General features: G+C 32.8%; 28 protein-coding genes. 22 read left to right on the forward strand and 6 right to left on the reverse strand.

The window, feature by feature from the left end:
- Positions 1-74: 74 nt before the first annotated feature.
- Positions 75-1,121, forward strand: a complete 1,047-nt coding sequence (locus KA878_RS00025) for an alpha/beta hydrolase (protein WP_193839665.1) — start codon at positions 75-77, stop codon at positions 1,119-1,121.
- 428 nt (positions 1,122-1,549) lie between these two features.
- Here the strand turns inward: KA878_RS00025 and KA878_RS00030 are convergent, their stop codons facing one another.
- Positions 1,550-2,056, reverse strand: a complete 507-nt coding sequence (locus KA878_RS00030; protein WP_075108288.1) for a GNAT family N-acetyltransferase — start codon at positions 2,054-2,056, stop codon at positions 1,550-1,552.
- Positions 2,057-2,167: 111 nt separating this feature from the next.
- Between KA878_RS00030 and KA878_RS00035 the strand changes: the two genes are divergently transcribed.
- The 7 genes from KA878_RS00035 (at position 2,168) to KA878_RS00065 (ending at position 9,497) form a co-directional block, all read left to right on the forward strand.
- Entirely contained in the window at positions 2,168-3,091 is a 924-nt protein-coding gene (locus KA878_RS00035; RefSeq protein ID WP_075108287.1) for an NAD(P)H-binding protein, read from the forward strand.
- Between the two features lie 14 nt (positions 3,092-3,105).
- Positions 3,106-3,780 carry a response regulator transcription factor GraR/ApsR gene (gene graR, locus KA878_RS00040; RefSeq protein ID WP_193839664.1) on the forward strand — a complete coding sequence of 225 codons (675 nt, stop codon included), beginning with the start codon at positions 3,106-3,108 and terminating at the stop codon, positions 3,778-3,780.
- Positions 3,773-4,813, forward strand: coding sequence for a sensor histidine kinase (locus KA878_RS00045; RefSeq protein WP_193839663.1), 1,041 nt, complete (start codon positions 3,773-3,775; stop codon positions 4,811-4,813). The genes graR and KA878_RS00045 overlap by 8 nt, the downstream gene beginning before the upstream one ends.
- Before the next feature lie 132 nt (positions 4,814-4,945).
- Positions 4,946-5,707 (forward strand): ABC transporter ATP-binding protein, encoded by a 762-nt coding sequence (locus KA878_RS00050; RefSeq protein WP_053030651.1) that lies wholly within the window; start codon positions 4,946-4,948, stop codon positions 5,705-5,707.
- Positions 5,697-7,586, forward strand: coding sequence for an ABC transporter permease (locus tag KA878_RS00055; RefSeq protein ID WP_193839662.1), 1,890 nt, complete (start codon positions 5,697-5,699; stop codon positions 7,584-7,586). Before KA878_RS00050 ends, KA878_RS00055 begins: the two co-directional genes overlap by 11 nt.
- A 274-nt stretch (positions 7,587-7,860) precedes the next feature.
- Positions 7,861-8,478 carry a DUF47 domain-containing protein gene (locus tag KA878_RS00060; protein WP_011276491.1) on the forward strand — a complete coding sequence of 206 codons (618 nt, stop codon included), beginning with the start codon at positions 7,861-7,863 and terminating at the stop codon, positions 8,476-8,478.
- 14 nt (positions 8,479-8,492) lie between these two features.
- The gene (locus tag KA878_RS00065; protein WP_053030648.1) at positions 8,493-9,497 is read left to right on the forward strand and encodes an inorganic phosphate transporter; all 1,005 of its coding nucleotides are present in this window, start codon (positions 8,493-8,495) and stop codon (positions 9,495-9,497) included.
- 468 nt (positions 9,498-9,965) lie between these two features.
- On the opposite strand, the gene KA878_RS00070 is transcribed toward KA878_RS00065, so the two are convergent.
- Entirely contained in the window at positions 9,966-10,784 is an 819-nt protein-coding gene (locus tag KA878_RS00070; protein ID WP_075108283.1) for a LysM peptidoglycan-binding domain-containing protein, read from the reverse strand.
- A gap of 498 nt (positions 10,785-11,282) precedes the next feature.
- On the opposite strand from KA878_RS00070, the gene KA878_RS00075 reads away from it, so the two are divergent.
- The 6 genes from KA878_RS00075 to KA878_RS00095 all read left to right on the forward strand — a co-directional run bounded on the left by KA878_RS00075 (position 11,283) and on the right by KA878_RS00095 (position 16,282).
- Complete coding sequence (locus KA878_RS00075) at positions 11,283-11,942, forward strand: Bax inhibitor-1/YccA family protein (protein ID WP_193839661.1); 660 nt, start codon at positions 11,283-11,285, stop codon at positions 11,940-11,942.
- A gap of 324 nt (positions 11,943-12,266) precedes the next feature.
- On the forward strand, positions 12,267-12,464 hold the full coding sequence (locus tag KA878_RS14220) for a hypothetical protein (RefSeq protein WP_228480584.1): 198 nt from the start codon (positions 12,267-12,269) through the stop codon (positions 12,462-12,464).
- Complete coding sequence (locus tag KA878_RS00080) at positions 12,464-14,422, forward strand: helix-turn-helix transcriptional regulator (RefSeq protein ID WP_228480583.1); 1,959 nt, start codon at positions 12,464-12,466, stop codon at positions 14,420-14,422. The genes KA878_RS14220 and KA878_RS00080 overlap by 1 nt, the downstream gene beginning before the upstream one ends.
- 141 nt (positions 14,423-14,563) lie before the next feature.
- Positions 14,564-14,923 carry a transcriptional regulator, SarA/Rot family gene (locus KA878_RS00085; RefSeq protein ID WP_193839916.1) on the forward strand — a complete coding sequence of 120 codons (360 nt, stop codon included), beginning with the start codon at positions 14,564-14,566 and terminating at the stop codon, positions 14,921-14,923.
- Between the two features lie 151 nt (positions 14,924-15,074).
- The gene (locus KA878_RS00090; protein ID WP_053030638.1) at positions 15,075-15,791 is read left to right on the forward strand and encodes a YebC/PmpR family DNA-binding transcriptional regulator; all 717 of its coding nucleotides are present in this window, start codon (positions 15,075-15,077) and stop codon (positions 15,789-15,791) included.
- Positions 15,791-16,282, forward strand: a complete 492-nt coding sequence (locus tag KA878_RS00095) for a cupin domain-containing protein (RefSeq protein ID WP_075108280.1) — start codon at positions 15,791-15,793, stop codon at positions 16,280-16,282. The genes KA878_RS00090 and KA878_RS00095 overlap by 1 nt, the downstream gene beginning before the upstream one ends.
- A gap of 55 nt (positions 16,283-16,337) precedes the next feature.
- Here KA878_RS00095 and KA878_RS00100 read toward each other — a convergent pair whose 3' ends face one another.
- Positions 16,338-17,441, reverse strand: a complete 1,104-nt coding sequence (locus KA878_RS00100) for a 5-methyltetrahydropteroyltriglutamate--homocysteine S-methyltransferase (RefSeq protein WP_075108279.1) — start codon at positions 17,439-17,441, stop codon at positions 16,338-16,340.
- A 222-nt stretch (positions 17,442-17,663) separates the two neighbouring features.
- On the opposite strand from KA878_RS00100, the gene KA878_RS00105 reads away from it, so the two are divergent.
- From KA878_RS00105 to KA878_RS00120, 4 genes are all read left to right on the forward strand, one after another.
- Entirely contained in the window at positions 17,664-18,281 is a 618-nt protein-coding gene (locus tag KA878_RS00105; RefSeq protein ID WP_070854493.1) for a ribonuclease FAU-1 family protein, read from the forward strand.
- Positions 18,282-18,418: 137 nt separating this feature from the next.
- Entirely contained in the window at positions 18,419-19,273 is an 855-nt protein-coding gene (locus tag KA878_RS00110; protein WP_075108278.1) for a LysR family transcriptional regulator, read from the forward strand.
- Positions 19,274-19,319: 46 nt separating this feature from the next.
- Positions 19,320-20,543: an MFS transporter gene (locus KA878_RS00115; RefSeq protein ID WP_193839660.1), complete on the forward strand. Its 1,224-nt coding sequence runs from the start codon at positions 19,320-19,322 to the stop codon at positions 20,541-20,543.
- Positions 20,543-21,031 (forward strand): DUF456 domain-containing protein, encoded by a 489-nt coding sequence (locus KA878_RS00120; protein ID WP_070854491.1) that lies wholly within the window; start codon positions 20,543-20,545, stop codon positions 21,029-21,031. Before KA878_RS00115 ends, KA878_RS00120 begins: the two co-directional genes overlap by 1 nt.
- Before the next feature lie 156 nt (positions 21,032-21,187).
- On the opposite strand, the gene KA878_RS00125 is transcribed toward KA878_RS00120, so the two are convergent.
- The gene (locus KA878_RS00125; RefSeq protein WP_053029998.1) at positions 21,188-21,877 is read right to left on the reverse strand and encodes a DUF1129 family protein; all 690 of its coding nucleotides are present in this window, start codon (positions 21,875-21,877) and stop codon (positions 21,188-21,190) included.
- A 125-nt stretch (positions 21,878-22,002) separates the two neighbouring features.
- Here KA878_RS00125 and KA878_RS00130 point away from each other — a divergent pair, with 125 nt between their 5' ends.
- The 4 genes from KA878_RS00130 to KA878_RS00145 all read left to right on the forward strand — a co-directional run bounded on the left by KA878_RS00130 (position 22,003) and on the right by KA878_RS00145 (position 24,144).
- Positions 22,003-22,452 carry a GNAT family N-acetyltransferase gene (locus tag KA878_RS00130; RefSeq protein WP_193839659.1) on the forward strand — a complete coding sequence of 150 codons (450 nt, stop codon included), beginning with the start codon at positions 22,003-22,005 and terminating at the stop codon, positions 22,450-22,452.
- 64 nt (positions 22,453-22,516) lie between these two features.
- Entirely contained in the window at positions 22,517-23,008 is a 492-nt protein-coding gene (locus KA878_RS00135) for an SA0632 family lipoprotein (protein ID WP_193839658.1), read from the forward strand.
- A 191-nt stretch (positions 23,009-23,199) separates the two neighbouring features.
- Positions 23,200-23,496, forward strand: coding sequence for a hypothetical protein (locus KA878_RS00140; protein WP_053029995.1), 297 nt, complete (start codon positions 23,200-23,202; stop codon positions 23,494-23,496).
- Positions 23,497-23,598: 102 nt separating this feature from the next.
- Positions 23,599-24,144, forward strand: coding sequence for a GNAT family N-acetyltransferase (locus tag KA878_RS00145; protein WP_053029994.1), 546 nt, complete (start codon positions 23,599-23,601; stop codon positions 24,142-24,144).
- Positions 24,145-24,234: 90 nt separating this feature from the next.
- Here KA878_RS00145 and KA878_RS00150 read toward each other — a convergent pair whose 3' ends face one another.
- Together KA878_RS00150 and KA878_RS00155 are read right to left on the reverse strand one after the other, a co-directional pair.
- Positions 24,235-24,801 carry an LOG family protein gene (locus KA878_RS00150; RefSeq protein WP_193839657.1) on the reverse strand — a complete coding sequence of 189 codons (567 nt, stop codon included), beginning with the start codon at positions 24,799-24,801 and terminating at the stop codon, positions 24,235-24,237.
- Positions 24,801-25,259 carry a YaiI/YqxD family protein gene (locus KA878_RS00155; protein WP_193839656.1) on the reverse strand — a complete coding sequence of 153 codons (459 nt, stop codon included), beginning with the start codon at positions 25,257-25,259 and terminating at the stop codon, positions 24,801-24,803. Before KA878_RS00155 ends, KA878_RS00150 begins: the two co-directional genes overlap by 1 nt.
- Positions 25,260-25,263: the final 4 nt, after the last annotated feature.

A 25,263-nucleotide genomic window follows, 5' to 3' on the forward strand; every position in this document is an offset into this window, starting at 1 on the left:
GAATTCTGTCCCACTCCCTTTTCTATTAAAAAAGCGGACAAACCGTCTATAATCAATTGAAAGGATCATAAGGAATGAATACTCAGAAAAAGTGGGCGATGATTACTGGTGTCACAATTATGATCGTCAGTATCGTAGTTGCTTTAGGGTTATATCACCACCAACAGGAAAGTGAAAAACGCAAACAGCAGCGTGAAAAAGTTCAAATTAATAACCCTAACGTCAAACTATTTCAAAATATTACATACAATAATCATCTTCCTAAAAGTCAACTTGATATCATGATGCCTGATGATGTAGATAAGGATACTCAATTACCGGTTATCTTCTGGATGCACGGTGGTGGCTATGTTGCAGGTGATAAACAATACAAAAATCCATTACTATCTCAAATTGTTGAGCAAGGATATGTAGTAGTCAACGTTAACTATGCTTTAGCGCCTAACTATAAGTATCCTACACCGCTTATTCAATTTGATGATGCCATTCAATTTATTAAGCATAATAAAGACCGTTTCCCAATCGATTTAAACCAAGTCATTATTGGTGGTGATTCTGCCGGTGCACAACTAACGAGTCAATATGTTGCGATGCAAACAAACAGTACTTTACGAAACGAAATGGGATTTGAACAGCGTTTTACACCCTCACAAATTACAGGTGCTATCTTTTTCGGTGGGTTTTATGATATGAAGACGGTAAGAGAAACTGAATTTCCAAGAATTCAAATGTTTATGCATAGTTATACAGGTGCAACACATTGGGAAACTGATTTTAAAAATATTTCTCAAATGTCAACCATTAATCAAGTGACTAAGGATTATCCTTCAACATATTTATCAGTAGGTGATGCGGATCCTTTCTATAGTCAAAACATTGAATTTTATCGCAAATTGAAAGAGGCGAATATACCGGTAAGTACATTGTTTTATGATGGTTCACATCATTTACATCATCAATATCAATTCCATCTAGACAAACCAGAATCTAAAGAGAACATGAAACGTGTACTTGCATTCCTAAGTAGAAATACGTCGTCATCTGGTGTAGAACAAAATTACCAATCACCATTTGATGGATCAACAGGTTCAGATAATCATTTTTCATTATCTCCGTATTAGAAGCGGTGTGCCGCGAGCATTAGTTACATGATAATGAGAAAGCGTGTGAGTGACGCATAACATCATAGCTTATGTCCAATGATGACTATATAGTGTTGTGGTGTTTAGAGCGTAGTTTATATAAAAAGATATGTCTAACCAAAACAGTGGGAGTGGGACATAAATAATATGATGATGTTATTTTGCAAATTCGCAGTAGCTGACTGAACTGAAAATGCGCTTAAATCAAGCTTTTTTCAGTTCTAGTCATCCTTGCGGGGGTGGGACGACGAATTTAAAAAGAATTCTGTCCCACTCCCATTTCTCTATTTTATTAGCGATGATGGTGTTGAAATCTTAGAAGTAATTGAAAATTTAAATTAACTTTGTAGTAATTTAGTTTAATATTCTAATGACTAGAGTATAATATTAGTGATGGTAAATCATTATTAAATCAGTAATTTGGCCATAACATATTTATTGAAGTATTGGCCGTTAATGTACAATTTATCTTTTAATTCGCCTTCAATATTGAATCCTGAAGCTTTAAAGAGTTCAACTGCGCGTGCATTTTCAGGGACAACAGAGGCTTCAATACGTCTAATATCATGGTTAATCGACCAAGCTTCAGCAGCGTTTACTAATGCCATACCGATACCGTGTTTCTGATAAAGCTGTCTAACGCCAATTGTAATGACCGCTTCATGACGTTTACGTTCGTAATTTTCAGTTGTCATAAATGCATAACCAACCAATTGATCGTCTTGTTCTGCAACGTAAACTGTGTTTCTTGGAGAAGTGATAATGCGTTCTAGGTGATTGCTCACGCTTGAAATGCTCGGTGTATATTCACCAGGGTTATATAGTGTGTATTCAGATTCATCATAAATTTTGCTTAATAATTTTATAAAGTCTTCAACGTCTTTTATACTAATTTCACGAATAATATGAGCCATACGGCTTCCTCCCAAATTAATAAACTATTGTGTCTTACATGGTATTATAGCAATAATTCTTAAATATACATAAAATAAAAAACTTTTTAAACTAAAGGGGCAATTTCAAAAATGAAACCAAATGTGCTATTAGCAGGCGGTAGTGGTTATATTGGCAAATATATAAGTAATGTGATTCAAGAAGAAGCACATATTTATGCTTTATCGAAATATCCTAATACCAAAAAAGAAAATAATAATCGCATAACATGGTTGAAAAGAGATATTTATAGTTATACTGATGTTGTAAAGGCTATGGAAGGAATGGATATTGCGGTTTATTATTTGGACCCTAACAAGAACTCAGCGAAATTAACGCAAGCAACTGCGCGAGATTTAAATCTAATTGCAGCAGATAACTTTGCTAGAGCAGCAGCGCAACAAGGTGTGTCTAAAATAGTGTATGTAAGTGGCAGTCGATTTGATAGTGAGACAGTACAGCGTTTAGAGAATTACGGTGTTCCTGTTGAAAAGACAAACACTCAAATTAAACGTCCACATATTAACGCTGAATTACAAATGTCTAAATACGATGATATCAGAACAGCGATGCGAATGATATTACCTAGGAAATGGACATTGACGTATCTAGTAGATTACTTTATGAAATGGCTGAATGATACACGTGGTACATTGATGCATACGTATCAAGAGAATGGCAGATACTTCATTTATGCCCGTAAAAAATCTAAGCCACTACTAGTAATGGAGAAAGTTGAAGACGATATAGGATTGATAACGTTACATTTCATTTCAGGTTCGATAATTAAACGTAATCAAAAGAAACAAGGCAAATTAGAATTTAGACAAATTAAAGGTACACGCTTAGTCATGATTCATTTATATGATTATATCCCGAAATTGTTATGGCCAATATATTACTTCGTTCAAGCACCGTTACAAGGCTTGATTATGCGAGGGTTTGAAATTGACTGCCGTATTAAACATTTTAACGGACGCGTACAATCTGGAGAAAAAATGAAATATACAAAATAATAGGTGATAAAGTGATGCAAGTATTATTAGTAGAAGATGATCAAACACTATTTCAAGAATTGAAAAAAGAACTCGAACATTGGGATTTCTTCGTGACAGGAATAGATGATTTTAGTGCAGTAATGGATATTTATGAAGAAACTAATCCAGAAATAGTTATTATGGATGTGCAATTACCTAAATATGATGGATTTTATTGGTGTAGAAAGATTAGACAAGTGTCTAACGTGCCAATCTTATTTTTATCTTCTCGCGATAATCCTATGGACCAAGTGATGAGTATGGAATTAGGTGCGGATGATTATATGCAAAAGCCATTTCATACAAACGTGCTAATAGCCAAACTGCAGGCGATTTATCGACGTGTCTATGAATTTGGCGCAGAAGAAAAGCGAACATTGAATTGGCAAGATGCGCTTGTAGACTTATCAAAGGATAGCATTCAAAAAGGCGACGCAGTGATCTATTTATCTAAGACTGAAATGATTATTTTAGAAATGTTAATACAAAAGCAGAATCAAATTGTTACGAGAGACACGTTAATTACTGCGCTTTGGGATGATGAAGCTTTTGTAAGTGATAATACGTTAACTGTTAATGTTAATCGTTTGCGTAAAAAGCTATCTGATATTGGTATGGATACGCAAATTGAAACTAAAGTAGGTAAAGGTTACATGGCGCATGAGTAACTTGAAATGGTTTTGGTTATTTCTTAAAACACGTAGTAATTGGATTTTTTGGATTGTGTTTTTACATTTGATTTTATTAGGTATGGCTTATATTGATTATGATATTTCAATTGAAGGTATCAGCTTTATTGTAATGCTAAATCTTGGTCTTACTGCACTATTTTTAGTTTTTACCTTTTTGAAAGAAGTTAAGTTATATCAACATTTATATAATAATAAGGAAATTGAAGAAATTAAGCACAAAGATTTGGCTAAAGATCCGTTTCAACGGGAAGTTGTTAATTACCTTTATCGTAAATTAACAAGTCAAAAAGAACGTGTAGTTGAGCAACAATTACATATCAAAATGACGGAACAATCTTTAACTGAATTTGTGCATGATATTAAAACGCCTGTAACAGCGATGAAGTTGTTAATTGACCAAGAAGCAGAAGGTACCCGTAAAAAGTCATTATTATATGAGTGGGCACGTATTAATGAGTTATTAGATAAACAACTGTATTTAACTCGATTAGAGTCTAAAAATAGAGATATGTATTTTGAAGAAACTGCGTTGAAACGACTGGTCATCGATGAGATTCAATTGACACGTCATATTAGTCAGGCTAAGGGTATAGGTTATGATTTGAATTTTGAGACAAATTTAGATGTATATACAGATGTCAAGTGGTGTCGCATGATGATTCGTCAAATTTTATCTAATTCTTTGAAATATTCACAAGGCCAGGATATTGTTATCCGTTCTTTTATAAAGGATGATCATGTGGCATTAGAAATTAAAGACTTTGGTAGAGGAATTAGTCACAAAGATTTACCACGCATATTTAAGCGTGGTTTCACTTCGACTGCGAATCGTAATGAAACGACATCTTCGGGTATTGGACTGTATTTGGTAAACAGCGTTAAGGAACAATTAGGTATCGATGTTCGTGTTACGTCTACCGTAGGGCAAGGGACTACATTTGTTTTAACTTTTCCGAAACAAAATGAATTAATGGCGCGTATGACGCAAGTGACAACAATGTTACCTTAAAACGTTGATTTGTTACTCCATCTTCATTTCATCCATTGTAATTACTTTTATAATTAAACTGACTAAAGAAGTGCGGAATCACTAAAATAAACGCGCACGGAGATATATTGAATGACGAGGTGAACGATTAACGTGACAATATTACAGGCAAAGCAAATAGCCAAAACCTATGGTAACAAGCAAACTGAACAAGAAGTATTAAAAGATATTGACCTGTCAATTGAAGCGGGAGAGTTTGTTGCTATCATGGGGCCCTCGGGATCAGGCAAAACAACCTTATTGAATGTATTAAGTTCAATTGACTATTTAACACACGGTTCTATTATTTTAGACGGTCAACAATTAGAAAAATTGTCTAACAAAGCATTGTCTGACATCAGAAAAAAAGATATTGGATTTATATTTCAAGAATATAATTTGCTACATACACTAACGGTCAAAGAGAACATCATGTTACCTTTATCCGTTCAGAAGTTAGATAAAAGCGAAATGAATGAGCGCTATCAACGCATCACAAAGGCGTTAAATATATTTGAAATTAGTGATAAGTATCCGTCAGAAATTTCAGGTGGACAACGACAAAGAACGTCAGCTGCACGTGCATTTATTACATATCCAAAGATTATTTTTGCGGATGAACCTACTGGCGCACTTGATTCCAAAAATACTCGAGATTTGTTGCAACGTTTTCAAAAAATTAATGAACTCTATAATGCGACGATAGTGATGGTCACGCATGACCCATTAGCAGCAAGTTTCTCAGAGCGTGTGATTATGTTGAAAGATGGACAAGTTTTTACTGAAATATATCAAGGTGAAGATGATAAAAACGTCTTTCACAGAGAAATTCTACGTGCACAAAGTATCTTAGGTGGCATGATGTATGAGTTTTAGTCATATTATATGGAAGAACTTTCAACAAAATATTATTCATTACGCAATTTATATCTTTTCACTTGTATTAAGTATCGTGTTGTTCTTTAGTTTTATTACGATCAAATATGTACATCATTTAAATGTGCACCAATCTTTGTCAATGATACGTCAAGGTACACAAGTGGGAAGTTATTTTTTATTTATCATCATTGTCGTATTTATCATGTATACAAATATGTTGTTTATTAAACGACGGAGTTATGAATTCGGGTTATTGCAAACGATTGGTTTAGGTAAAAAAAGTATTATTTACATGCTAATGCTTGAGCAGTTATTTATTTTCATTATAACTGCACTATTAGGTATGATTATTGGCATTTTAGGCTCGAAAATACTACTAATGATTGTGTTGAAATTATTAGGTATACATACATCTGTATCATTCATTTTTAGTTTTCAAGCGATTGCACAAACATTATTTATACTTGTCATTGCCTATATACTCATCATTATCCAAGCATCTATTTATTTAAGTAAATCCTCAATTAAAAGTTTGATGGCCTTTCAAGATACTAAAGAAGATAGTCATATCACGCTTACATTAGGAGAAGTTATATTAGGTGTCTTAGGCGTTGTGCTGATATTGACGGGGTATTATTTATCAACGCGCTTTGTTGAGATTGTGGATGATGTCATACTACCATTTGTTATTTTAATTGTAACTGTTTTAGGAACTTATTTTTTCTTCCGAAGTACGATTTCACTCATATTGAAGATGATTAGATATTTTAAAGGCGGAAATGTGTCTGTAAATGATGTTATTTTCACGTCATCACTCATGTTTCGAATTAGAAAAAATGCATTTTCATTGACTGTAATGGCCATCATCTCAGCAATTACTGTATCAGTTTTATGTTTCGCTGCGATTAGTAGAGGTTCTTTGGCAAATGAAGTGCTTTTAGAGTCACCCCATGAAGTTACGCTAAAAGAAGAGAAACTTGCAAATGAATTAGGATTTGAATTAAGTCGCCATCATATTCCTTATCGTTATGATTTTAAACAAGTCGTATATTCTCAACTATATAAAGATCAGTTATTTGACAATAGTCAGATACAACCTTATGCAGTTACTGTAACGAGCGAAAAATATTTTCCAAATGTGTCTTTAAAAAAAGGTGAAGCAAATTTAATTATGCCTGAAGGTTTAATTCAAGAGTTGTCGAAGCATAAATCAAATGGTACGGCTTCTATTGGAACTAAAAAACATCACGTGAATATTAAATTGCATAAAGTGATGGACAAAATTTATTTTAAACAAAGTATTGATTTAGGTGGTCCTACACTAGTATTGAATGATACCGATTATAATTACTTGAAAACACATGCGAATCGTAAATATATCGTTTCACAATATGGTTTTGATTTACAACATAATAGAGATATTCCAAAACTTGAGAGCATTACGAAAGATCTCAATAGTGATGTGCAAACGCGCAGTGAAGTCGTTAGTGAAGTATCCAGTTTAACTGGCATATTACTGTTTGTAACGTCATTTTTAGGCATTGCATTCTTGATTGCCACAGGATGTATTATTTACATTAAACAAATTGATGAAACAGAGGATGAGTTGGAAAGTTATTCGGTATTACGTAAATTAGGATTCATTCAAAAAGATATGGCCAAAGGATTAAAGCTTAAAGTGGCATTTAACTTTGGTATACCATTGATTATTGCTTTGTTGCATTCATACTTTGCTGCTGTGGTCTTTATGAAGATCATTGGATTTGATAATCAAGTTCCGATTTTTGTCGTAATGGGCATTTACTCAATCATTTACAGCATTTTTGCAGTTATCGCATATAACCATTCTAAACGTACAATTAATCACTCAATTTAAGCTAATGTTTTTCTAATATTTCGTATTTGTAAAGAATTTGTAAATGTAATTGTGGTTATGTAAATTTTGTGATATTTTCAAATAGGGACAAATTCAGTAATGGAGTATTACGTGAATAACAGTAAAACATTATATTTACATAAAATTTACAAATAGTCCGAAAAAAGACTTTTGAAAAGTTCTTATTGTAAATGTATTCTTTATCTAAAGTTGTCTTACAATAATAAAAATTTACAACGTGATTGGAAACGATCGCTATAATGGAGGCTTTATAATGTTTACTAAGAAAAAGGATAAGTTCATGGTTCAATTAGAGGAAATGGTATTTAACTTGGACCGTGCTGCAGTTGAATTCGGGAAAATGGATTTCAATACGCACTTAGATTTAAAAGCTTATTCTGATAATATCAAGACTTATGAGTCACATGGTGACGAATTAATGCATCAAGTCATTACGGATTTAAATCAAACATTTATTACACCAATTGAACGTGAAGATATTCTATCTTTATGTAATGCAATTGATGATGTGCTAGACGCTATGGAAGAAACATCAGCAATGTTTGAAATGTATTCAATTGAATATACAGATGAATACATGGCAGAATTCGTAGAAAATATTCAAAAAGCAGTAGCAGAAATGAAATTAGCTGTTGGTTTATTAGTAGAGAAAAAATTATCACACATGCGCATTCATTCTATTAACATTAAAGAATTTGAAACAAACTGTGATGGCATTTTACGTCAATCTATTAAACACATTTTTAACAGCGAAACTGATCCAATCACACTTATTAAAATAAAAGATATTTATGAAAGCATGGAAGAAATCGCAGATAAATGTCAAGTTGTGGCAAATAATTTCGAAACGATTATTATGAAAAATAGCTAAGGGAGTTTTAATTTATGGAATATGTATTAATTATCACTATAGCTATCGTAATATTTTCTTTAATCTTTGACTTTATCAATGGCTTCCATGATACAGCCAATGCGATTGCTACAGCAGTATCAACACGTGCCTTAACGCCTAGAACTGCTATCTTTTTAGCGGCAATTATGAACTTTGTTGGTGCGCTAACCTTCACTGGTGTTGCCGGTACAATAACGAAAGATATTGTTGATCCATTTAAATTACAAAATGGGTTAGTCGTTGTATTAGCCGCAATATTAGCAGCAATTATTTGGAACTTATTAACATGGTATTATGGTATACCAAGTTCATCATCTCATGCGTTGATAGGTTCAATCGCAGGTGCAGCGATTGCAGCACAAGGATTTGGTGTACTTCATTATCAAGGTTTCACTAAAATTATTATTGTTTTAATCATTTCACCAATTATTGCATTTTGTGTCGGATTCATTATGTACACGATTGTTAAAATTGTCTTTAAAAATGCTAACCTTACTAGAGCGAATCGTAATTTCCGATTCTTCCAAGTATTTACTGCAGCATTACAATCGTTCTCACACGGTACGAATGATGCACAAAAATCAATGGGTATCATTACATTAGCTTTAATTGTAGCCAATATTCAAGATCCATCGAATGTTGAACCAGCTTTATGGGTAAAAGTTGCCTGTGCAACTGCAATGGGTCTAGGTACTGCCATTGGTGGATGGAAGATTATTAAAACTGTAGGTGGAAACATTATGAAAATCCGCCCAGCTAACGGTGCTGCAGCTGACTTATCATCAGCATTAACAATATTTGTAGCATCATCATTACACTTCCCATTATCTACAACACACGTTGTATCATCATCAATTCTTGGTGTTGGTGCTTCTAACAGAGCTAAAGGTGTTAAATGGAACACTGCACAACGTATGATTATTACATGGGTTATTACATTACCAATCTCAGCTATTTTAGCTGCTTTGATTTTCTTAGTTATGAACATTTTCTTATAATTAAATAATTAAGTGTTGGGGAGTGGGACAGAATACTTATTAAATTCGTCGTCTCACCCTTTTCAAACTGCCTATAGAGTCTTTGACTTTGTAGGCAGTTTTTTTATGTACGTCCTGAGATAGGGAGGGGGATTTGGTTATAAAGACATTCTTTAAAGTATTGCTTAACTGAATGTTCATTTTAAAGTGTCTTACTTATATGCTAAATCATTTAGATGAATTAAGTTAGTAATGACAATCTAAGCATGTAGCTATTTTGATAGGATATCAAACCTAAATAACAGTTATAGGTAGTCAAATCAAATTAATACAGTGGTGTGCTGTTGCCATGTATTTTTATAGAACACAAAAGGAGTGAAACAGAATTTTAAAACGCTGTTCCACTCCTAGCTTACTTAGCTTGTAGAATTACTTGATGAAGTTCTCTTTGATAGGGTGACCATCCACAAGATAGCATTATTATATTATTTAGTGAATGAAATTGTAGCTTGAAACTACAGATGCAGGAATTGTTCTTGTATTTGTGTTATATGGACCATTAGCATAATTCATTTCTGAAATTAAGATGCTACCATCTGCATTAACACGTTCAACATAAGCCACATGTCCATAGTAGCCTGTAGTTGATTGCATAATTGAACCAACAGTTGCATTATGATCTACTGTATAACCATCTGCTGCTGCGTTGCCTGCCCAATATTTAGCATCTGACCAATAAGTACTAATTGGTTTACCAGCTTGCGCACGACGGTCGAATACATACCATGTACATTGACCAGCAGTATATAAGTTTTGGTGATTGAATGATGGGCTAGCATAACCACCACTTCCGCCACCGTTATTCGTTGTATTCGGATTTGTTTCAGTAGGTGTATTTGCTGAACCATTTGGTATTTTTAATTGTTGATTTGGTGTTATTAAATAACCTGATAAGTTATTGGCCTTCATTAATGCATTGACCGATACACCATTCTTACTAGCAATTGCATATAAAGAATCGCCAGATTTTACTGTGTAATATGATGAAGAAGTTGTTGCGTTTGAACTGGCATTATTAGCGCTATTACTGCTGCCCCCAATAGTAATAACTTGGCCAGGGAAAATCATATTGTTAGAAAGGTTGTTACTCTTCTTAATACTATCTACAGATGTATTATATTTACTAGCGATGCTCCATAGCGACTCGCCGGATTTTACAGTATGTTGTGTTGATGCTTCAGCATTATGGTTTGATAATACTGCAACTGCTCCGGTTGCGACAGAAGCTGCGACTGCTAACTTTTTCAACTAAATGTCCTCCTTGAGAAAATTCATTATATTTTTAATTAATTTATTCCTAAACTATTCATTACCTTATATATATTCATTCACATATATCACGTATTCATACTATCAAAAATGTGACACACTGTGGGCTTTGTTATTATCTTGTAACATTGTTAATATTTGTCATTGATTGTGTAAAACCGTCCAATCCGTTGATATGATAGGATTCAGCTAACATTTGCTCATTGATTTCATTTTTAAAATTAAGTAAATTGTAATATTTTGATGAGATGTTAGAACAACTAATTTAAGTAAATTTAGCTCAAAATGGCTTAACAACAGGCTTTAAGGTTGTATTAAACTTAATTGTAACGTATATTTTTTGTACTTAAATTAATGATTATTAGTAATGTAATTGTAGAAAACATATCAATCGTAAATGATTTATTTTTGAAAAGTAATTAGAATGCGATACAATCGAATTGAAAAAGGGATAGTTAATAAGGAGAGATTTAAAATATGTCTCAGACGTACAATAATGCACAACATGTGAATCGGAAGCATCAAGAGAAAGATCAATCACATGCTTATGGTAAAGTATGGCTCTATTTTATGTATTATTGGATTATATTTGGAATTGGATGTTACTTTGGACAGTATTTACCTATGGAATGGAGACGTCCTTTATCCATAGCACTATTTGTATTAATATTAGCAACATTATTTATTCAACGGGCACGTAAATATGGATTGATCATTTCGCATATTTACGCCATACTTGTGGGTCTTTTATCATACGCCACGTTTACAACTTATATGCAAAATTTAGGGCCAGAGGTCTTTTATAAAAATGTCCTATTGGCAATTGGAGCGTTCATTGTTTTCGGTATTTTGGGCTATTTTATAATCAATGATGCCTCAAGTATTGGTAAATATTTATTTGTCGCATTAATTGCGTTAATTATTGCTGGATTAATTGGTATGTTCATCAATAATCCGATATATCATACAGTTATCACAGTGGTAGGTTTAATATTATTCTTACTGTATACCTTGTATGATTTCAATCGTATGAAACGAGGGAATTTCTCACCGAGGGAAATGGGTTTTAATCTATTTATCAATTTATTAAATATTATAAAAGATGTATTAAGACTTGCAAATCGCTTTAAAAATTAAATAAAAACACATATAATGAGAAACTATACATTTGAGATGTCTTCGTATTGTATTTAATGATTTTAATTTGTTTAGTAATTGTATGATTGGTCGCATTACTAAATACATGATTGAATTATTGAGCAATAACGAGGCATCTTTTTTATCAAATTCATAATTTAAATAAATAATAAAAAGTAATTAATTTATAAAAAAATGTATTTTTGATTTGTTTATCATGTTGTGATAAATTTACATTTAATCACTGTGATAGTGCTAAGATACCAAAAGAAGAAATAGTACAACATTTAGAAAGACGATCATGAATAAGAAAGAGGTTAATCAATGGCTAATACTTATGTTCATATATTGACTAAACATGAATACAAAATGACACGTTGCCAAGACGGTATTATTCTGTTGTTTCCAATTGAAGGTCAACTTAAACTTCAGCACTTTACTAAAACTGTTAGCGTCGAAAATGATATTTACGTCATCAATAACACAGATATCTTTTCAATTATAGAAAATAAAAAACGTTGATGCTATACATCGCTAGTGACTGGTTTAGAGATCGAGGTTTTGAATTTTTTAATTATAAATATTCGACTGATTTAGTAAAATCAACCAGCGCAATCAAACGTTTGTTACTACATATAGCACTAAACGCTTTAAATGTTGACGCCATTTCTGATGATACGACACACATCACTTCTATTGTCGATATTATTGGGAAAGAAGGGGCAATTGAAAAGATGATTGCTAATCATCAATATAACTTTTCTTATTACGGAGAGTTAAGCGATGTACTAGAATATATTAATCAAAATATTAATAAGAAAATAACATTAACTGGTATTGCATCACAATTATTTACTTCTAAATCCAATCTTTCAGCACAATTTAACCAATTGTTAAATATGGGCTTTAAAACCTATGTCGATACTTTGAAAATTGCAAATTCATTTGAATGGTTGTTAACTACGGAAAATACAATCAGTCTCATAAGTGAAAAAGTAGGTTTTAGTAATGCCTCAAGTTATTCAAAATCCTTTAAAAATCATGTCGGCATGACGCCTAATGAATACCGATACTGTGATAAATTCGACAAAACAATTTACATGGATTATGAAACATTGAATGATACTAGTTTGAAGGATATACGACATTTGATTAAAACGAAGCAACAATATTATAACCAACATGATGAACATAAAATTTATGCAGATTCAACGGTTGGTTCGGTTGTCAATCCATATTATTTAGTCATTCAAGTTAATACGATTGAAGAAATCAGGTTACTTTTTCTTCAAGATTTTGCACGACCAATGTATTTTGGCAAAACAACATTGAAGTTTTACCTTAATGTAGATATGCGTGATATTAAAGATCAAATGACTAAGAATGAGAGACAACGTTTATTTGAATATATTATTCGTAATGGGTTAAATGTGGTCTTTAGATTAGAAGATTTAGGGTTAACAGATTTTTTAGAGTCAAATTATGAGGATGTAGCAGACTACTTCAGAGCACATCAACTGCCTACGACTGGTAATCATAAATTAGAGCTTGTATTTGATTTAGAGGAGTTAAATTTAAAATCTATCTATCGCGTCATTTTAAAGATACAGCATAAGACCCAACAATTTTCATTCGGTTTAGAAATAAGTAAATTGTTAAATGACCCAGTCTTGTTTAAAGCGCTAGAATCACAAATCAAACGTATTAATTTTAAATTTTTATATATTGATAATGCGCAACTGAAAATGCCATATCTAATTGAACAAAATGAACACTTATTGGTAAAAAATATAGTACGTTATCAAAATATCCGACAAATTCTAAAGCAAATTGATTTAGAGAATCAGAAGATAATATTTTTAAATTTTGAAAATCATAAATTTTTAAATAGTAAATATAATGATTTGAATAATAGCGCACCTTTATTAATAGAAACATTTGTAAGAACAGCTTCTTACTTTAATGGCATTGGCTTCGATTTCAAGCATCATAATAGACAATTTAATGCACTGCACATATTTGACGAAAATGGATTTAAATCTATTTTAGGCACAATAGTGGATCAGTTGCTTGAAATTAGTACGAAACCTAAATTGTTTAATGAAAACTACATCTTAATTGATGATGAAGCGCACTATACGATTTTCATCTATGATTGGCGCGTGTTAGAGAATGAATCCTTGCAAGTCAATTATGACCAAACAGACGTGTTTATTGATTTTAACGATAACGCGTTAAAGGATACGTATTTAGTCAAAATTCAGCTCATTGATGACTACAACGGCAATATTAATCATCTTATTTCAAAGCATATTAGGAATAAATATAAATGGTCGAAACGTTTTTTAAGAAAAATGGATTATCACATTCATCCTACGTTAAAACTCGTAGAACACAATTTCAAAAAAGAACCACTTCAAATTAACCTCAATTACAATGCTTTATATGTCGTTAAGATTTTAAAAAGAGTCACGAAATAATAAATAATGTTTTGTACAACTATATTTAACTTTGTTAGTAAATTAGACAAAAATTTCTAAACAAAGTTATAGGACATACTTACAAATATAAAGGATAATAGTAATTAAGTTGTCTGCTTATATTTGGAGGTGCAAGAAGCATTGAATAATGACAAATTAAATAAATTGCTAGAATTCTATAAACAGTATAAAGCATTGTCAGAGTATATAGATAAACAATATAAGTTGACATTAAATGATTTAGCTTTACTAAAACTTGCTCATGAACATATTGCTAATGATCAAATGTTAATGCAAAAGTTTTTAAAAATAGCAATTAGTGAGTTGGAGTTGAGTAGAACCAAATTGTTAGTATCAATTCGACGACTTATAGAAAAGGAAAGATTAAGTAAGGTTCGATCCACTGAAGATGAAAGAAAAATTTTTATCTACATGGATGAAAAAAATATTAAAAATTTCGATGCTTTATTCAATGATGTTGAAGAATTTTTAGATATTTAATTTAATATGTTAAACAAAGAGTGCTGACAAAGTCGTTTTTGTCAGTATTTTTTCTTTTAATTTGATTCATCATAAAATGGATTCCATTTTAGACAATGCTTTGTTAATGCTATATAATAAGGATTATTGAGTATGAAAGCGAGATGACATTATGGGACGTAAATGGAACAATATTAAAGAAAAAAAGGCCCAAAAAGATAAAAATACAAGTAGAATATATGCAAAATTTGGTAAAGAAATTTATGTAGCAGCTAAATCTGGTGAGCCAGATCCTGAATCTAACCAAGCGTTGAGATTAGTACTTGAGAGAGCTAAGACTTATTCAGTACCAAATCATATTATCGATAGAGCTATAGACAAAGCTAAAGGTGCTGGGGATGAAAATTTCGACCACTTACGTTATGAAGGGTTCGGACCAAGTGGTTCAATGCTTATCGTAGACGCCTTAACAAATAATGTAAACCGTACGGCTTCAGATGTTAGAGCAGCTTTCGGCAAAAATGGCGGTAATATGGGCGTATCAGGTTCAGTCGCTTATATGTTTGATCATACTGCGACATTCGGAATTGAAGGTAAGTCAGCAGATGACGTTTTAGAGGCATTAATGGAACAAGATGTCGATGTTAGAGATGTTATTGAAGATGGAGATCTTACAATTGTCTATGCGGAACCGGACCAATTTGCTCAAGTTCAAGATGCGTTACGTGAAACAGGCGTAGAAGATTTTAAAGTTGCTGAATTTGAAATGTTACCACAAACTGATATTGAATTATCGGAAGATGACCAAGCAACATTTGAGAAATTAATTGATGCACTCGAAGATCTTGAAGATGTTCAAAATGTCTTCCACAATGTGGACTTAAAATAATGAAAAAACACGCAGATGATTGGATTAAACAACTTAATCTTACGCCTCATCCAGAAGGTGGTTATTTCAAGGAAACCATTCGAGAATCAACGGATGAAACACAACGTGCGCCTTTTAGTAGTATTTATTTCTTACTGAAGACAGGTGATATTTCTCATTTTCATCGTATCGACGCAGATGAAGTATGGTACTACCATGCAGGTGAATCATTAACGATTCATATGATTACACCTGATGGCGACTATGAAAGTGTTCAATTAGGACCTGCAATTGAAGAAGGACAAGTACTTCAGTATAAGGTGCCTAAAGATACGATTTTTGCTTCAAGTTTAATAGACAGAGAAGGATACAGTTTGGTAGGTTGTATGTGTCAACCAGCATTTGAATTTAATCACTTTGAATTGTTTACACAAGAGACGTTAATGCATTTATATCCTCAACATAAGAAGTTGATTCAACAGTATGCCTTATTAGATATAAATAAATCATAAAAAGACACAAAGTTAGGTGCCACCTAGCTTTGTGTCTTTTAAATTTAATAAGTCGTTAATTAGCGCTACCTAATAATTCATTTGCTAATTCAACAACGTAGGCTAATTTAGCCCATTGTTCTTCTTCTGTGAGTTGATTTCCCTCTTCAGTAGAGGCAAACCCGCATTGTGGACTCAAACAAATATGTTCCAAATCAACATATTGTTGTGCTTCTTCAATGCGTTGTTTAATCAAGTCTTTGTCTTCGAGTTTAGGTGTTTTCGATGTGATTAAACCAAGGACCGCATATGCATCTTTATTAAAATAACGTAAAGGCTCAAAGTCGCCAGAACGATCATCGTCATATTCTAAGAAAAAGCCATCCAAATGTTCTTTGAATAAATAAGGCGCAATGGCTTCGTAACCACCTGAAATCGCCCACGTTGATTGATAATTTCCTCGACAAATATGTGTAGTTAAAATCAAATCATCCGGAAGTCCTTGTACTGCCTGATTGATTACTTTATATGCCAATTCGCGAGCTTGTACTTTTTCTTCATCCGTGCGTTGACGTCCACGTACTTTTTGACTTCCCTCAGTTAAACCGGCCCAATATACATCATCAATTTGTATGTATCTTGCACCTAAATCGTAAAAATGTTGCAATGATTGACGATAAGCTTCAGCAATATCATGAGCAAAATCTTCAATGTTTGGATAAATGTCTTCGTTTAATATGTTAGGGTGAAATAATTGATTTGGACTTGGGATAGAAACTTTTGCAGTTGCGCGACCATCAACTTTATCATATAAGAATTTAAAATGGTCAAAGTGAGGATGGTTAGGATTATACTTCACTTTATCAACGATTCTCACATTATGTGCACGTGTCTCAATGCCTTCAAATTCTAAACCGTGGTCAGGTGTATAACCTTCCACACCGTCAATATGCTCTAAGAAATCAAAGTGCCACCAACTTCTTCGGAATTCGCCATCAGTGATGCTATGTAACCCAATTTCTAATTGTTTCTCAATAATGCGCTCGATTTCTTCATCTTCTACTTGTTTTAGGTCATTGGCTGAAATTGTATTATTTTGATATTGTGCACGTGCTTCTTTTAAACGCTTTGGACGTAATAAACTTCCTACGTGATCTGCTTTAAATGGTCTATTGGTCATTAACCATTCCCCCTTTATCGTTTTATTTAGAATTTTCAGATAATATAATTTTAAATTTATTAAATACGAGTATTTTTGTCAATTTTCCCTAAAAAATGAATAGATGTAGTAAAATAAAATTGAAAAAATTTATGGGTTTATGTGTGTAATGCAAATAAAAACGACCAAAGATGACATTAATAGGTTAGTTTAATATAATAATGACAAGGAGTTGGTGGCTTTATGAAAATAAAATATATAGATAAACGTCACTGGCGTCGCCTATTAGAACGTGATTATATAGAAGTTAAGGTAAATAATAATAGATTTAAGGGTATTATTGGCTTGGTCACGATGAAGAAGGTTCGTGAACCTTTAGAGGTGACGGTAGTAGGCCAGAATATAATTGTTGCTAATGACAATTATCAATGGTTGCAGATTTTGCCGGAGAAGAAACGTTATAGTATTACTGCAATGTTTGATGATAAAGGAAATCCATTGGAGTATTACTTCGATATTAATATTAAAAATATTACACAAAAGGGCAATGCTAGAACACTTGATTTATTCTTAGATGTGCTCGTATTGCCGTCTACTGGAGAATATGAACTCGTTGATGAGAATGACTTGGAACTAGCATTAAAAAATGAACAAATCACTAAAAAACAATATCATGAAGCCTATATGATTGCGCATCAATTGATGATTGAAATCAATGAGAATTTCGACGATTTAAATAACCGAATCATGTATTGTTATAACAAGATGGTTGGTAAATTGAAGAAACCAAATTACAATAAAACCTATAAAAAACATATTCAGCATCATAAGCCACATTTAAATAAAGGGGAACGATATTAACACAAATCCTTTTATATTAGGAGCGAAACGAAACAATAAGTCAATGCAAGGCATGTGTTTTAACATTTTTCGTTTCGGTCTTAAATTTTGTGTTGCTCATAGCCAAGTTCATGAATAAACATTAGTAGGGGGAAGCTATGAAAATAGAAGACTATCGATTATTAATTACACTCGATGAAACTAAGACGTTACGTAAAGCAGCAGAGATACTATACATTTCTCAACCAGCTGTAACACAACGTCTTAAAGCTATTGAACACTCATTTGGTGTGGATATATTTATTCGTACAAAGAAACAATTAATCACTACCACTGAAGGTGCTATGATTATTGAACACGCGCGTGATATGTTGAAACGCGAACGCTTATTTTTCGATAAAATGCAAGCGCATATTGGAGAAGTGAATGGCACAATTTCGATTGGGTGTTCATCTTTAATTGGTCAAACGTTATTACCTGAAGTGTTGAGTTTATACAATTCACAATTTCCGAACGTTGAAATTCAAGTGCAAGTTGGCTCTACAGAACAAATCAAAGCCAATCATAGAGATTATCACGTAATGATTACGAGAGGTAATAAAGTCATGAATTTGACCAATACACATCTCTTTGACGACGATCATTATTTCATCTACCCGAAAGAAAGAAGAAATGACGTTTCTAAGTTGCCTTTCATAGAATTTCAAGCGGATCCTATCTATATTAATCAAATTAAAGAATGGTATAATGAAAATCTTGGTCAAGATTATCATGCAACGATAACAGTGGATCAAGTTGCAACATGTAAAGAAATGTTAGTAAGTGGCGTAGGCGTAACGATTCTCCCAGAAATCATGATGAGAAATATCGACAAAAATATGTTCGAATTTGAAAAGGTGAATATCGATAATCAACCGCTTATTCGCTCAACATTTATGAGTTATGACAGTAGCATGTTACAGTTGCCACAAGTTGAGTCATTTGTCACTTTGATGATTAATTTTATTCGCTAATCATTAGAATGATGTGTTATATCAAAGAAGAATAGGGGTAGTAAAAATGTTTGCAGCATTGTTGCATATAAAGAACTACAAATTATTCGTTGTGAATATGATGCTATTAGGTATGGGTATCGCCATTACCGTGCCTTACTTTGTGCTATTTGCGACGAAAGAACTAGGAATGACAACCAATCAATTCGGTATTTTGCTTGCCTTAGCAGCGGTGAGTCAATTTACTGTAAATTCTATTGTCGCTCGCTTTTCTGATACACATAGTATAAATAGAAAGGTACTCATCATTAGTGCGTTAATGATGGGGGCGATTAGTTTCTCAATATATTTTTATATTCATCATATTTGGTTGTTTATTATTGTGTACGCTATTTTTCAAGGGTTATTTGCCCCAGCAATGCCGCAGTTATATGCATCTGCACGTGAATCAATTAATGTTTCTTCCTCAAGAAATAACGCTAAATTTGCAAATACAGTTTTACGTTCAATGTTTTCTTTTGGTTTCTTGTTTGGACCATTAATTGGTGCATATTTAATTCAATTTATGGGATATGCTGGCCTTTTTGGTGGCACCGTCTTTATATTATTATTCACACTTGTTTTACAAATTTTCTTTTATAAGGATTTAAATTTATCCGCTAAAGAGCAAGTTGGTGGTACAGCTAATATTGAAAAGACTGCTCCCAATATGCTTAAGGATAAAACACTTTTTGTACCATTCATTGCATTTATTTTATTACATATAGGGCAATGGATGTACACAATGAATATGCCATTATTTGTAACGGATTATCTTAAAGAGCAAGAGGGTTATGTAGGAACGTTAGCCAGTTTGTGTGCAGGTTTGGAAGTTCCTTTTATGGTGATATTAGGAATGTTATCAGCTAAACTGGCTACACGTACATTGTTAATTATTGGTGCCATTAGTGGTGGTGCCTTCTACTTTAGTATTGGTGTGTTTGAAAATATCTATGCCATGATGATGGTTGGACAAATCTTCTTAGCACTATTTCTAGCTATATTGCTTGGTTTAGGTATTAGCTATTTCCAAGATATTCTACCTGATTTCCCGGGTTATGCATCAACATTATTTGCGAATGCAATGGTCATTGGACAATTACTCGGAAATTTATTGGGTGGGGCAATGAGTCATTGGGTTGGCTTGGAGAATGTCTTCTTCGTGTCAGCATCATCTATCTTTATAGGAATGATATTAATCTTCTTTACGAAAGATCAAAAATATACGGAAGCGGATGTGACAGTTAAATAATGGAAGTTGTTTTATGGATTTTAATACTATTATCATTTGTTTTAGCTTTTGTAGGTCTAATTAAGCCAATTATTCCATCAGTACTTGTACTATGGGTAGGCTTCTTAATTTATCAATTTGGATTTCCTCAAGAAGGGCTATCATGGATATTTTATGTTGCCATGATTTTATTTACTGTATTTATCTTAGTATCAGACTTTTTAATGAATAAATACTTTGTAAATCGATTTGGTGGTTCTAAATTAGGGGAATATGCTGCGTTAATAGGTGTAATCGTAGGGTGCTTTGTTTTTCCACCATTCGGTATTATTATCATACCGTTTATTGCAGTACTTATTGTAGAGTTAATTCAAGACTTTGATTTTGGAAAAGCCCTTAAAGCAAGTGTTGGATCAGTAATCGCATTTTTAGCGAGTTCAGTTGCACAAGCATTCATTATGCTAATTATGATTATCTGGTTCTTTATAGATGTGTTTTTAGTTGGATAATGATCAATAAAAAGAGGTTAAGTCATTCATATCAAATGAGCAATTCGTTGCCAATCAGTATAATGGAAACGTAAATGCATAACTTTGATAAAAATGCTTAACCTTTTTTGATAGCTCATGCGCTACTTAGTAAATGTTAAGTAATGATGCTAAAAATTATAAACTCGTATTAGAATCTTTATTCACGAAATGATGTTGTATATAAAAAGCAATCGGTGTAATGATGGCAGAGATAATAATAAATGACCAATTACTAATCAGAACATATGGACCAAAAGCTAAAAATGATTGTGGAATAAAAAAGACATAAAATAAAGCGACTAATAATAGTGCTATAATACAGTAATTTAATAGCCATACCCAGTGCGAGTTGTTGAAACTTTGTAGTTGGACAGTCTTAAATATGACTAATATAAACATAAAAATAATAAATAACCCTGCAACAACAGTAATAGGGAATGTATATAAGTAAACTTCATTATTATCGCCACCAATAAAAAAGCCAATAAACCCTTTGAAGAAACAAAAAATACCAATTAAAAAAATAAAATTCCGAAATATATACTTAAATATATTTTGAAATGTTTCATTAGGTAAAGATTTAATTTCTTTTTTAGCGTGTGCTTTAGGATTATGCTCGAAAAACTCTAATGCGAGTGTGCCTTCATTCTCAGCTTCTAATAATCTTTTTAATATGCGACTTAGCATTACCTCGCTATCATGCGGATTGACACTCAAGTCAGCACGAACGTATGTCATATAATTCTCAAAGATTTCTCTATCTGTATTATTTAGTCGCAATGATTTTACATTATTTTCACGTGCTAATTTCGCAGTGGATTTCATTGACTAAACTCCTTAACGTTTAAAATTAATTTATTTTTCAAAATAATAGACTATTATATGTTAAATATGGATAATCATACCATAGATAAATATAGAATATAATGTTTATAACAAAGGAAGTTATTATGCGGAAACTAACTGTTGAAGATATTGACTGGATTGAAACAATAGCTAAGATACAAGAACATCATATTGAAAGGCGAGAATTACATTACAATGCAACTCAACTATCGATTGCCTTGCGTCAAGATATGATTGTTCAACGATTAAAGCATAGTGATGATATGATTCTAGTTGAATTGCGTGAAAACACAAACCACGTCATCGCATTTATTTGGGGACATTTTGAAGCGGTGCATGAAAAAGTAATAACAGAGATGCTTTATACAGATCCACATTTTCGAGGGATGGGATACGCTAAGCGTTTAAAAGCTGCACTCGAACGCTGGGCGATTGAAAAGCAAGCTAAATCTATTGAAGGCACAATCGATGCCAAGAATGTCGCAATGATTGAACTTAATAAAGCGAAAGCTTATGAGATAAGTCATGTAAAAATGCGTAAAGACCTTAGGTAAAAAATGAATAGGTTCTAAATTCATGTTAAAATAAGATTACTCATTCGTTATAAAGGAGAAAAGCATGAAGAAATGGTTAATACTCTTACTGTCAGCAACACTAATGTTGTCTGCATGTGGTAAGAGTGATGAAAGAACATCGTTAGAAAAAGATGTGAAGCAACTACAAAAAGAAAATGATGATTTGAAAAAGCAAAAGAAAGATTTAGAACAACAAAAAGAGAAACTCAATGATCAACGTGAAAAACTTCAAAAAGAAGTGGATGAATCAGTAGCGTCAGAATCTGCTAAGGACGACTCAGATAGTGATGACAAAGATAGTAGTGATCCAACGTCAACGGAATCATCAGGCAGTCATACAGATAAGCAGACTAAGAATGAAAGTACATCACAAAGTAGTGCATCAAGTAATGAATCAAGTACTTCTGAAACGCGTCATAGCAATGACGCACAATCAACTAAGAATGCCAAACACAATCAATCAAATAGCCAAGCGCATCCTTCTAGCGAGCAAAGTAACACTCAAAATACATCATCAAGTAACAGCCATTCATAATGGCCATTTTTAAATAATAGAAGCCATCTGGCTCGCGTTATGGCAAGTTTGATATGTATGTATGAAGGGTAAAATAGATTTAAATCAATTTTGAATTCACATTTTATCTTTTTAGATGTATTTAGTGGACAAAAATGGACGACATCATAAAATGATTAAATATAAACTTTATAATATTGGAGAGATGACATATGCATGAACAAGATTTTCATATTTTAGAAGGTCGCGACATAACATTACCTGAATTAGGACGTGAAATTGAAAATATTACTGGACGTACTATCGTTGATTCTACTGGAGAAATCAAACGTGTTATCGCACATTTACCTAACTTTGAATCTGATACAGATACATTTGTAGCTACATTTAAACTTAATCATCGTAATGATTTTGTCGATGCAACTTTTGTTGCGCCTAAAGATCAACGCGATCGTTTAAAAGAAATTCCAGTACACATTGAACTCGTTAGTTACATATCTCGAGGATAAAGAGTTAATCAATCAAATTTAAAGATGGATAAAGTGTGCTATGGTTAATGCGCCATATCGCACTTTTTTAATCATGTATTTCTTTAAAGTGGGGTGTTGAAAATGGCTACATATATAGAAACGGAAAGACTAAAATTACGAGATTGGAAGCAAGAAGATTTATTGCCATTTCAGAAAATGAATGCCAATCCTCAAGTGCGACGCTATTTCCCAAGTCTGTTAAGTTATCGACGTTCTGAATTAGATATGAAAAAAATGGATGATATTATTAAAGAAAATGGTATTGGCTTATTTGCCGTTGAACTTAAAGAAACTGGAGAGTGGCTTGGTTTTATTGGGGTGAATTATATCCCTCAAGACAGTTCATATCCGTTCGAGGAGTTGCCATTATATGAAATTGGATGGCGTCTGATTCCAGAAGTATGGGGGAATGGGCTTGCTACAGAAGGTGCAACAGCTGTATTAGCATTTGCTAAAGAAAAGGGGATTGAATCGATTTACAGTTTTACTGCAGAAAATAATCTACCATCTAGAAAAGTGATGGAAAAGATTGGTATGACATTATATGACCATTTTGAATTACCAGAACTAAGTAAATATCACATGTTGAAACGACAAGTACGCTATTATAAACAGTTATCAATTTAAACGTGAAAGCGACATGATATTGGAAAAGTATATTTCGTGATAAGTCATCACTAAATGAAATATAAAAGTCCAAAGCATGTCGCTTTATCATTAATCGTATGTACGTGTGCCTAACGGTTTAAAGTTAAGTAACCCGTTTATTAAATCTTCTTTAGTATTGTATAAAGGAGCTAAGTTTTTATATTTTTCATCAATAAAACCTTCTTTGATCATACTATCAATAAGTTGTTGAAGCGGTTCAAAGAATCCATTTAGATTGTAGACGCCGATTGGTTTTTCATGAATGCCAATTTGTGCCCAGCTATATGTCTCGAAAAATTCTTCGAGCGACCCAGCGCCACCTGGTGCCATCACAAATGCATCTGCAAGTTCGGCCATTTTCTGTTTGCGCTCATGCATTGAGTCGACAAGAATCAGTTCGCTAACATTTTGGCTCGTGATCTCTTTTTCATCTAACATCTTTGGCATTACACCAATAGCATGACCGCCATGATTTAAAACACCATCTTGAATCGCACCCATAATACCTATAGAACCGGCACCGAAGACTAATTCGTACCCCTGTTCAGCCATATATTTTCCAAGTTCGTATGCTTCTTTAACATAAATAGGGTCTTTCCCTTTACTAGCACCACAATATACTGCAATTCGCTTCATTATACATCCTCCTTAAGTTGCTTGATAATAGTATGAAATGCTCGCTCAAATTGTTTTCTATCTTCCTTTGAAAAGGGTGGAGGTCCTTTATGACGACCACCTTGCTTTCTTATTTGTGCATTATTATAACGTTGTTGCAATAACAAATCTATATTACTGGAATGATAAATATGACCTTTATGATGCATGACAATTTTAACTTTAGAAAGTAACAAACCGGCCAATCCATAATCTTGAGTAATTACAATGTCTTCTGACGAAGCTAATTTCACAATTTTATAATCAACAGCATCTGGACCATCATCGACATAGAGTGTTTCAACATGATTTGGAAGTACTTTATTTGAGAAGTGACTAAAGCTACGCAAAATGATAACAAAAATGCCTGTCCCAGCAGTTAATTCAATTACAGAATCAACGACTGGACAAGCATCTCCATCAATGATTACCCGTGTCATAAAA

Origin of the sequence: Staphylococcus sp. GDY8P57P (assembly GCF_017892585.1) — a bacterium.
Lineage (GTDB): Bacteria > Bacillota > Bacilli > Staphylococcales > Staphylococcaceae > Staphylococcus > Staphylococcus borealis.

Bases quoted from the DNA above. Each gene is read 5' to 3' on its own strand.
- KA878_RS00025 (WP_193839665.1), top strand. From the start codon at position 75: ATGAATACTCAGAAAAAGTGGGCGATGATTACTGGTGTCACAATTATG.
- KA878_RS00030 (WP_075108288.1), bottom strand. From the start codon at position 2,056: ATGGCTCATATTATTCGTGAAATTAGTATAAAAGACGTTGAAGACTTT.
- KA878_RS00035 (WP_075108287.1), top strand. From the start codon at position 2,168: ATGAAACCAAATGTGCTATTAGCAGGCGGTAGTGGTTATATTGGCAAA.
- graR (WP_193839664.1), top strand. From the start codon at position 3,106: ATGCAAGTATTATTAGTAGAAGATGATCAAACACTATTTCAAGAATTG.
- KA878_RS00045 (WP_193839663.1), top strand. From the start codon at position 3,773: ATGAGTAACTTGAAATGGTTTTGGTTATTTCTTAAAACACGTAGTAAT.
- KA878_RS00055 (WP_193839662.1), top strand. From the start codon at position 5,697: ATGAGTTTTAGTCATATTATATGGAAGAACTTTCAACAAAATATTATT.
- KA878_RS00060 (WP_011276491.1), top strand. From the start codon at position 7,861: ATGTTTACTAAGAAAAAGGATAAGTTCATGGTTCAATTAGAGGAAATG.
- KA878_RS00065 (WP_053030648.1), top strand. From the start codon at position 8,493: ATGGAATATGTATTAATTATCACTATAGCTATCGTAATATTTTCTTTA.
- KA878_RS00075 (WP_193839661.1), top strand. From the start codon at position 11,283: ATGTCTCAGACGTACAATAATGCACAACATGTGAATCGGAAGCATCAA.
- KA878_RS14220 (WP_228480584.1), top strand. From the start codon at position 12,267: ATGGCTAATACTTATGTTCATATATTGACTAAACATGAATACAAAATG.
- KA878_RS00080 (WP_228480583.1), top strand. From the start codon at position 12,464: ATGCTATACATCGCTAGTGACTGGTTTAGAGATCGAGGTTTTGAATTT.
- KA878_RS00090 (WP_053030638.1), top strand. From the start codon at position 15,075: ATGGGACGTAAATGGAACAATATTAAAGAAAAAAAGGCCCAAAAAGAT.
- KA878_RS00095 (WP_075108280.1), top strand. From the start codon at position 15,791: ATGAAAAAACACGCAGATGATTGGATTAAACAACTTAATCTTACGCCT.
- KA878_RS00100 (WP_075108279.1), bottom strand. From the start codon at position 17,441: ATGACCAATAGACCATTTAAAGCAGATCACGTAGGAAGTTTATTACGT.
- KA878_RS00105 (WP_070854493.1), top strand. From the start codon at position 17,664: ATGAAAATAAAATATATAGATAAACGTCACTGGCGTCGCCTATTAGAA.
- KA878_RS00110 (WP_075108278.1), top strand. From the start codon at position 18,419: ATGAAAATAGAAGACTATCGATTATTAATTACACTCGATGAAACTAAG.
- KA878_RS00115 (WP_193839660.1), top strand. From the start codon at position 19,320: ATGTTTGCAGCATTGTTGCATATAAAGAACTACAAATTATTCGTTGTG.
- KA878_RS00120 (WP_070854491.1), top strand. From the start codon at position 20,543: ATGGAAGTTGTTTTATGGATTTTAATACTATTATCATTTGTTTTAGCT.
- KA878_RS00125 (WP_053029998.1), bottom strand. From the start codon at position 21,877: ATGAAATCCACTGCGAAATTAGCACGTGAAAATAATGTAAAATCATTG.
- KA878_RS00130 (WP_193839659.1), top strand. From the start codon at position 22,003: ATGCGGAAACTAACTGTTGAAGATATTGACTGGATTGAAACAATAGCT.
- KA878_RS00135 (WP_193839658.1), top strand. From the start codon at position 22,517: ATGAAGAAATGGTTAATACTCTTACTGTCAGCAACACTAATGTTGTCT.
- KA878_RS00140 (WP_053029995.1), top strand. From the start codon at position 23,200: ATGCATGAACAAGATTTTCATATTTTAGAAGGTCGCGACATAACATTA.
- KA878_RS00145 (WP_053029994.1), top strand. From the start codon at position 23,599: ATGGCTACATATATAGAAACGGAAAGACTAAAATTACGAGATTGGAAG.
- KA878_RS00150 (WP_193839657.1), bottom strand. From the start codon at position 24,801: ATGAAGCGAATTGCAGTATATTGTGGTGCTAGTAAAGGGAAAGACCCT.
- KA878_RS00155 (WP_193839656.1), bottom strand. From the start codon at position 25,259: ATGACACGGGTAATCATTGATGGAGATGCTTGTCCAGTCGTTGATTCT.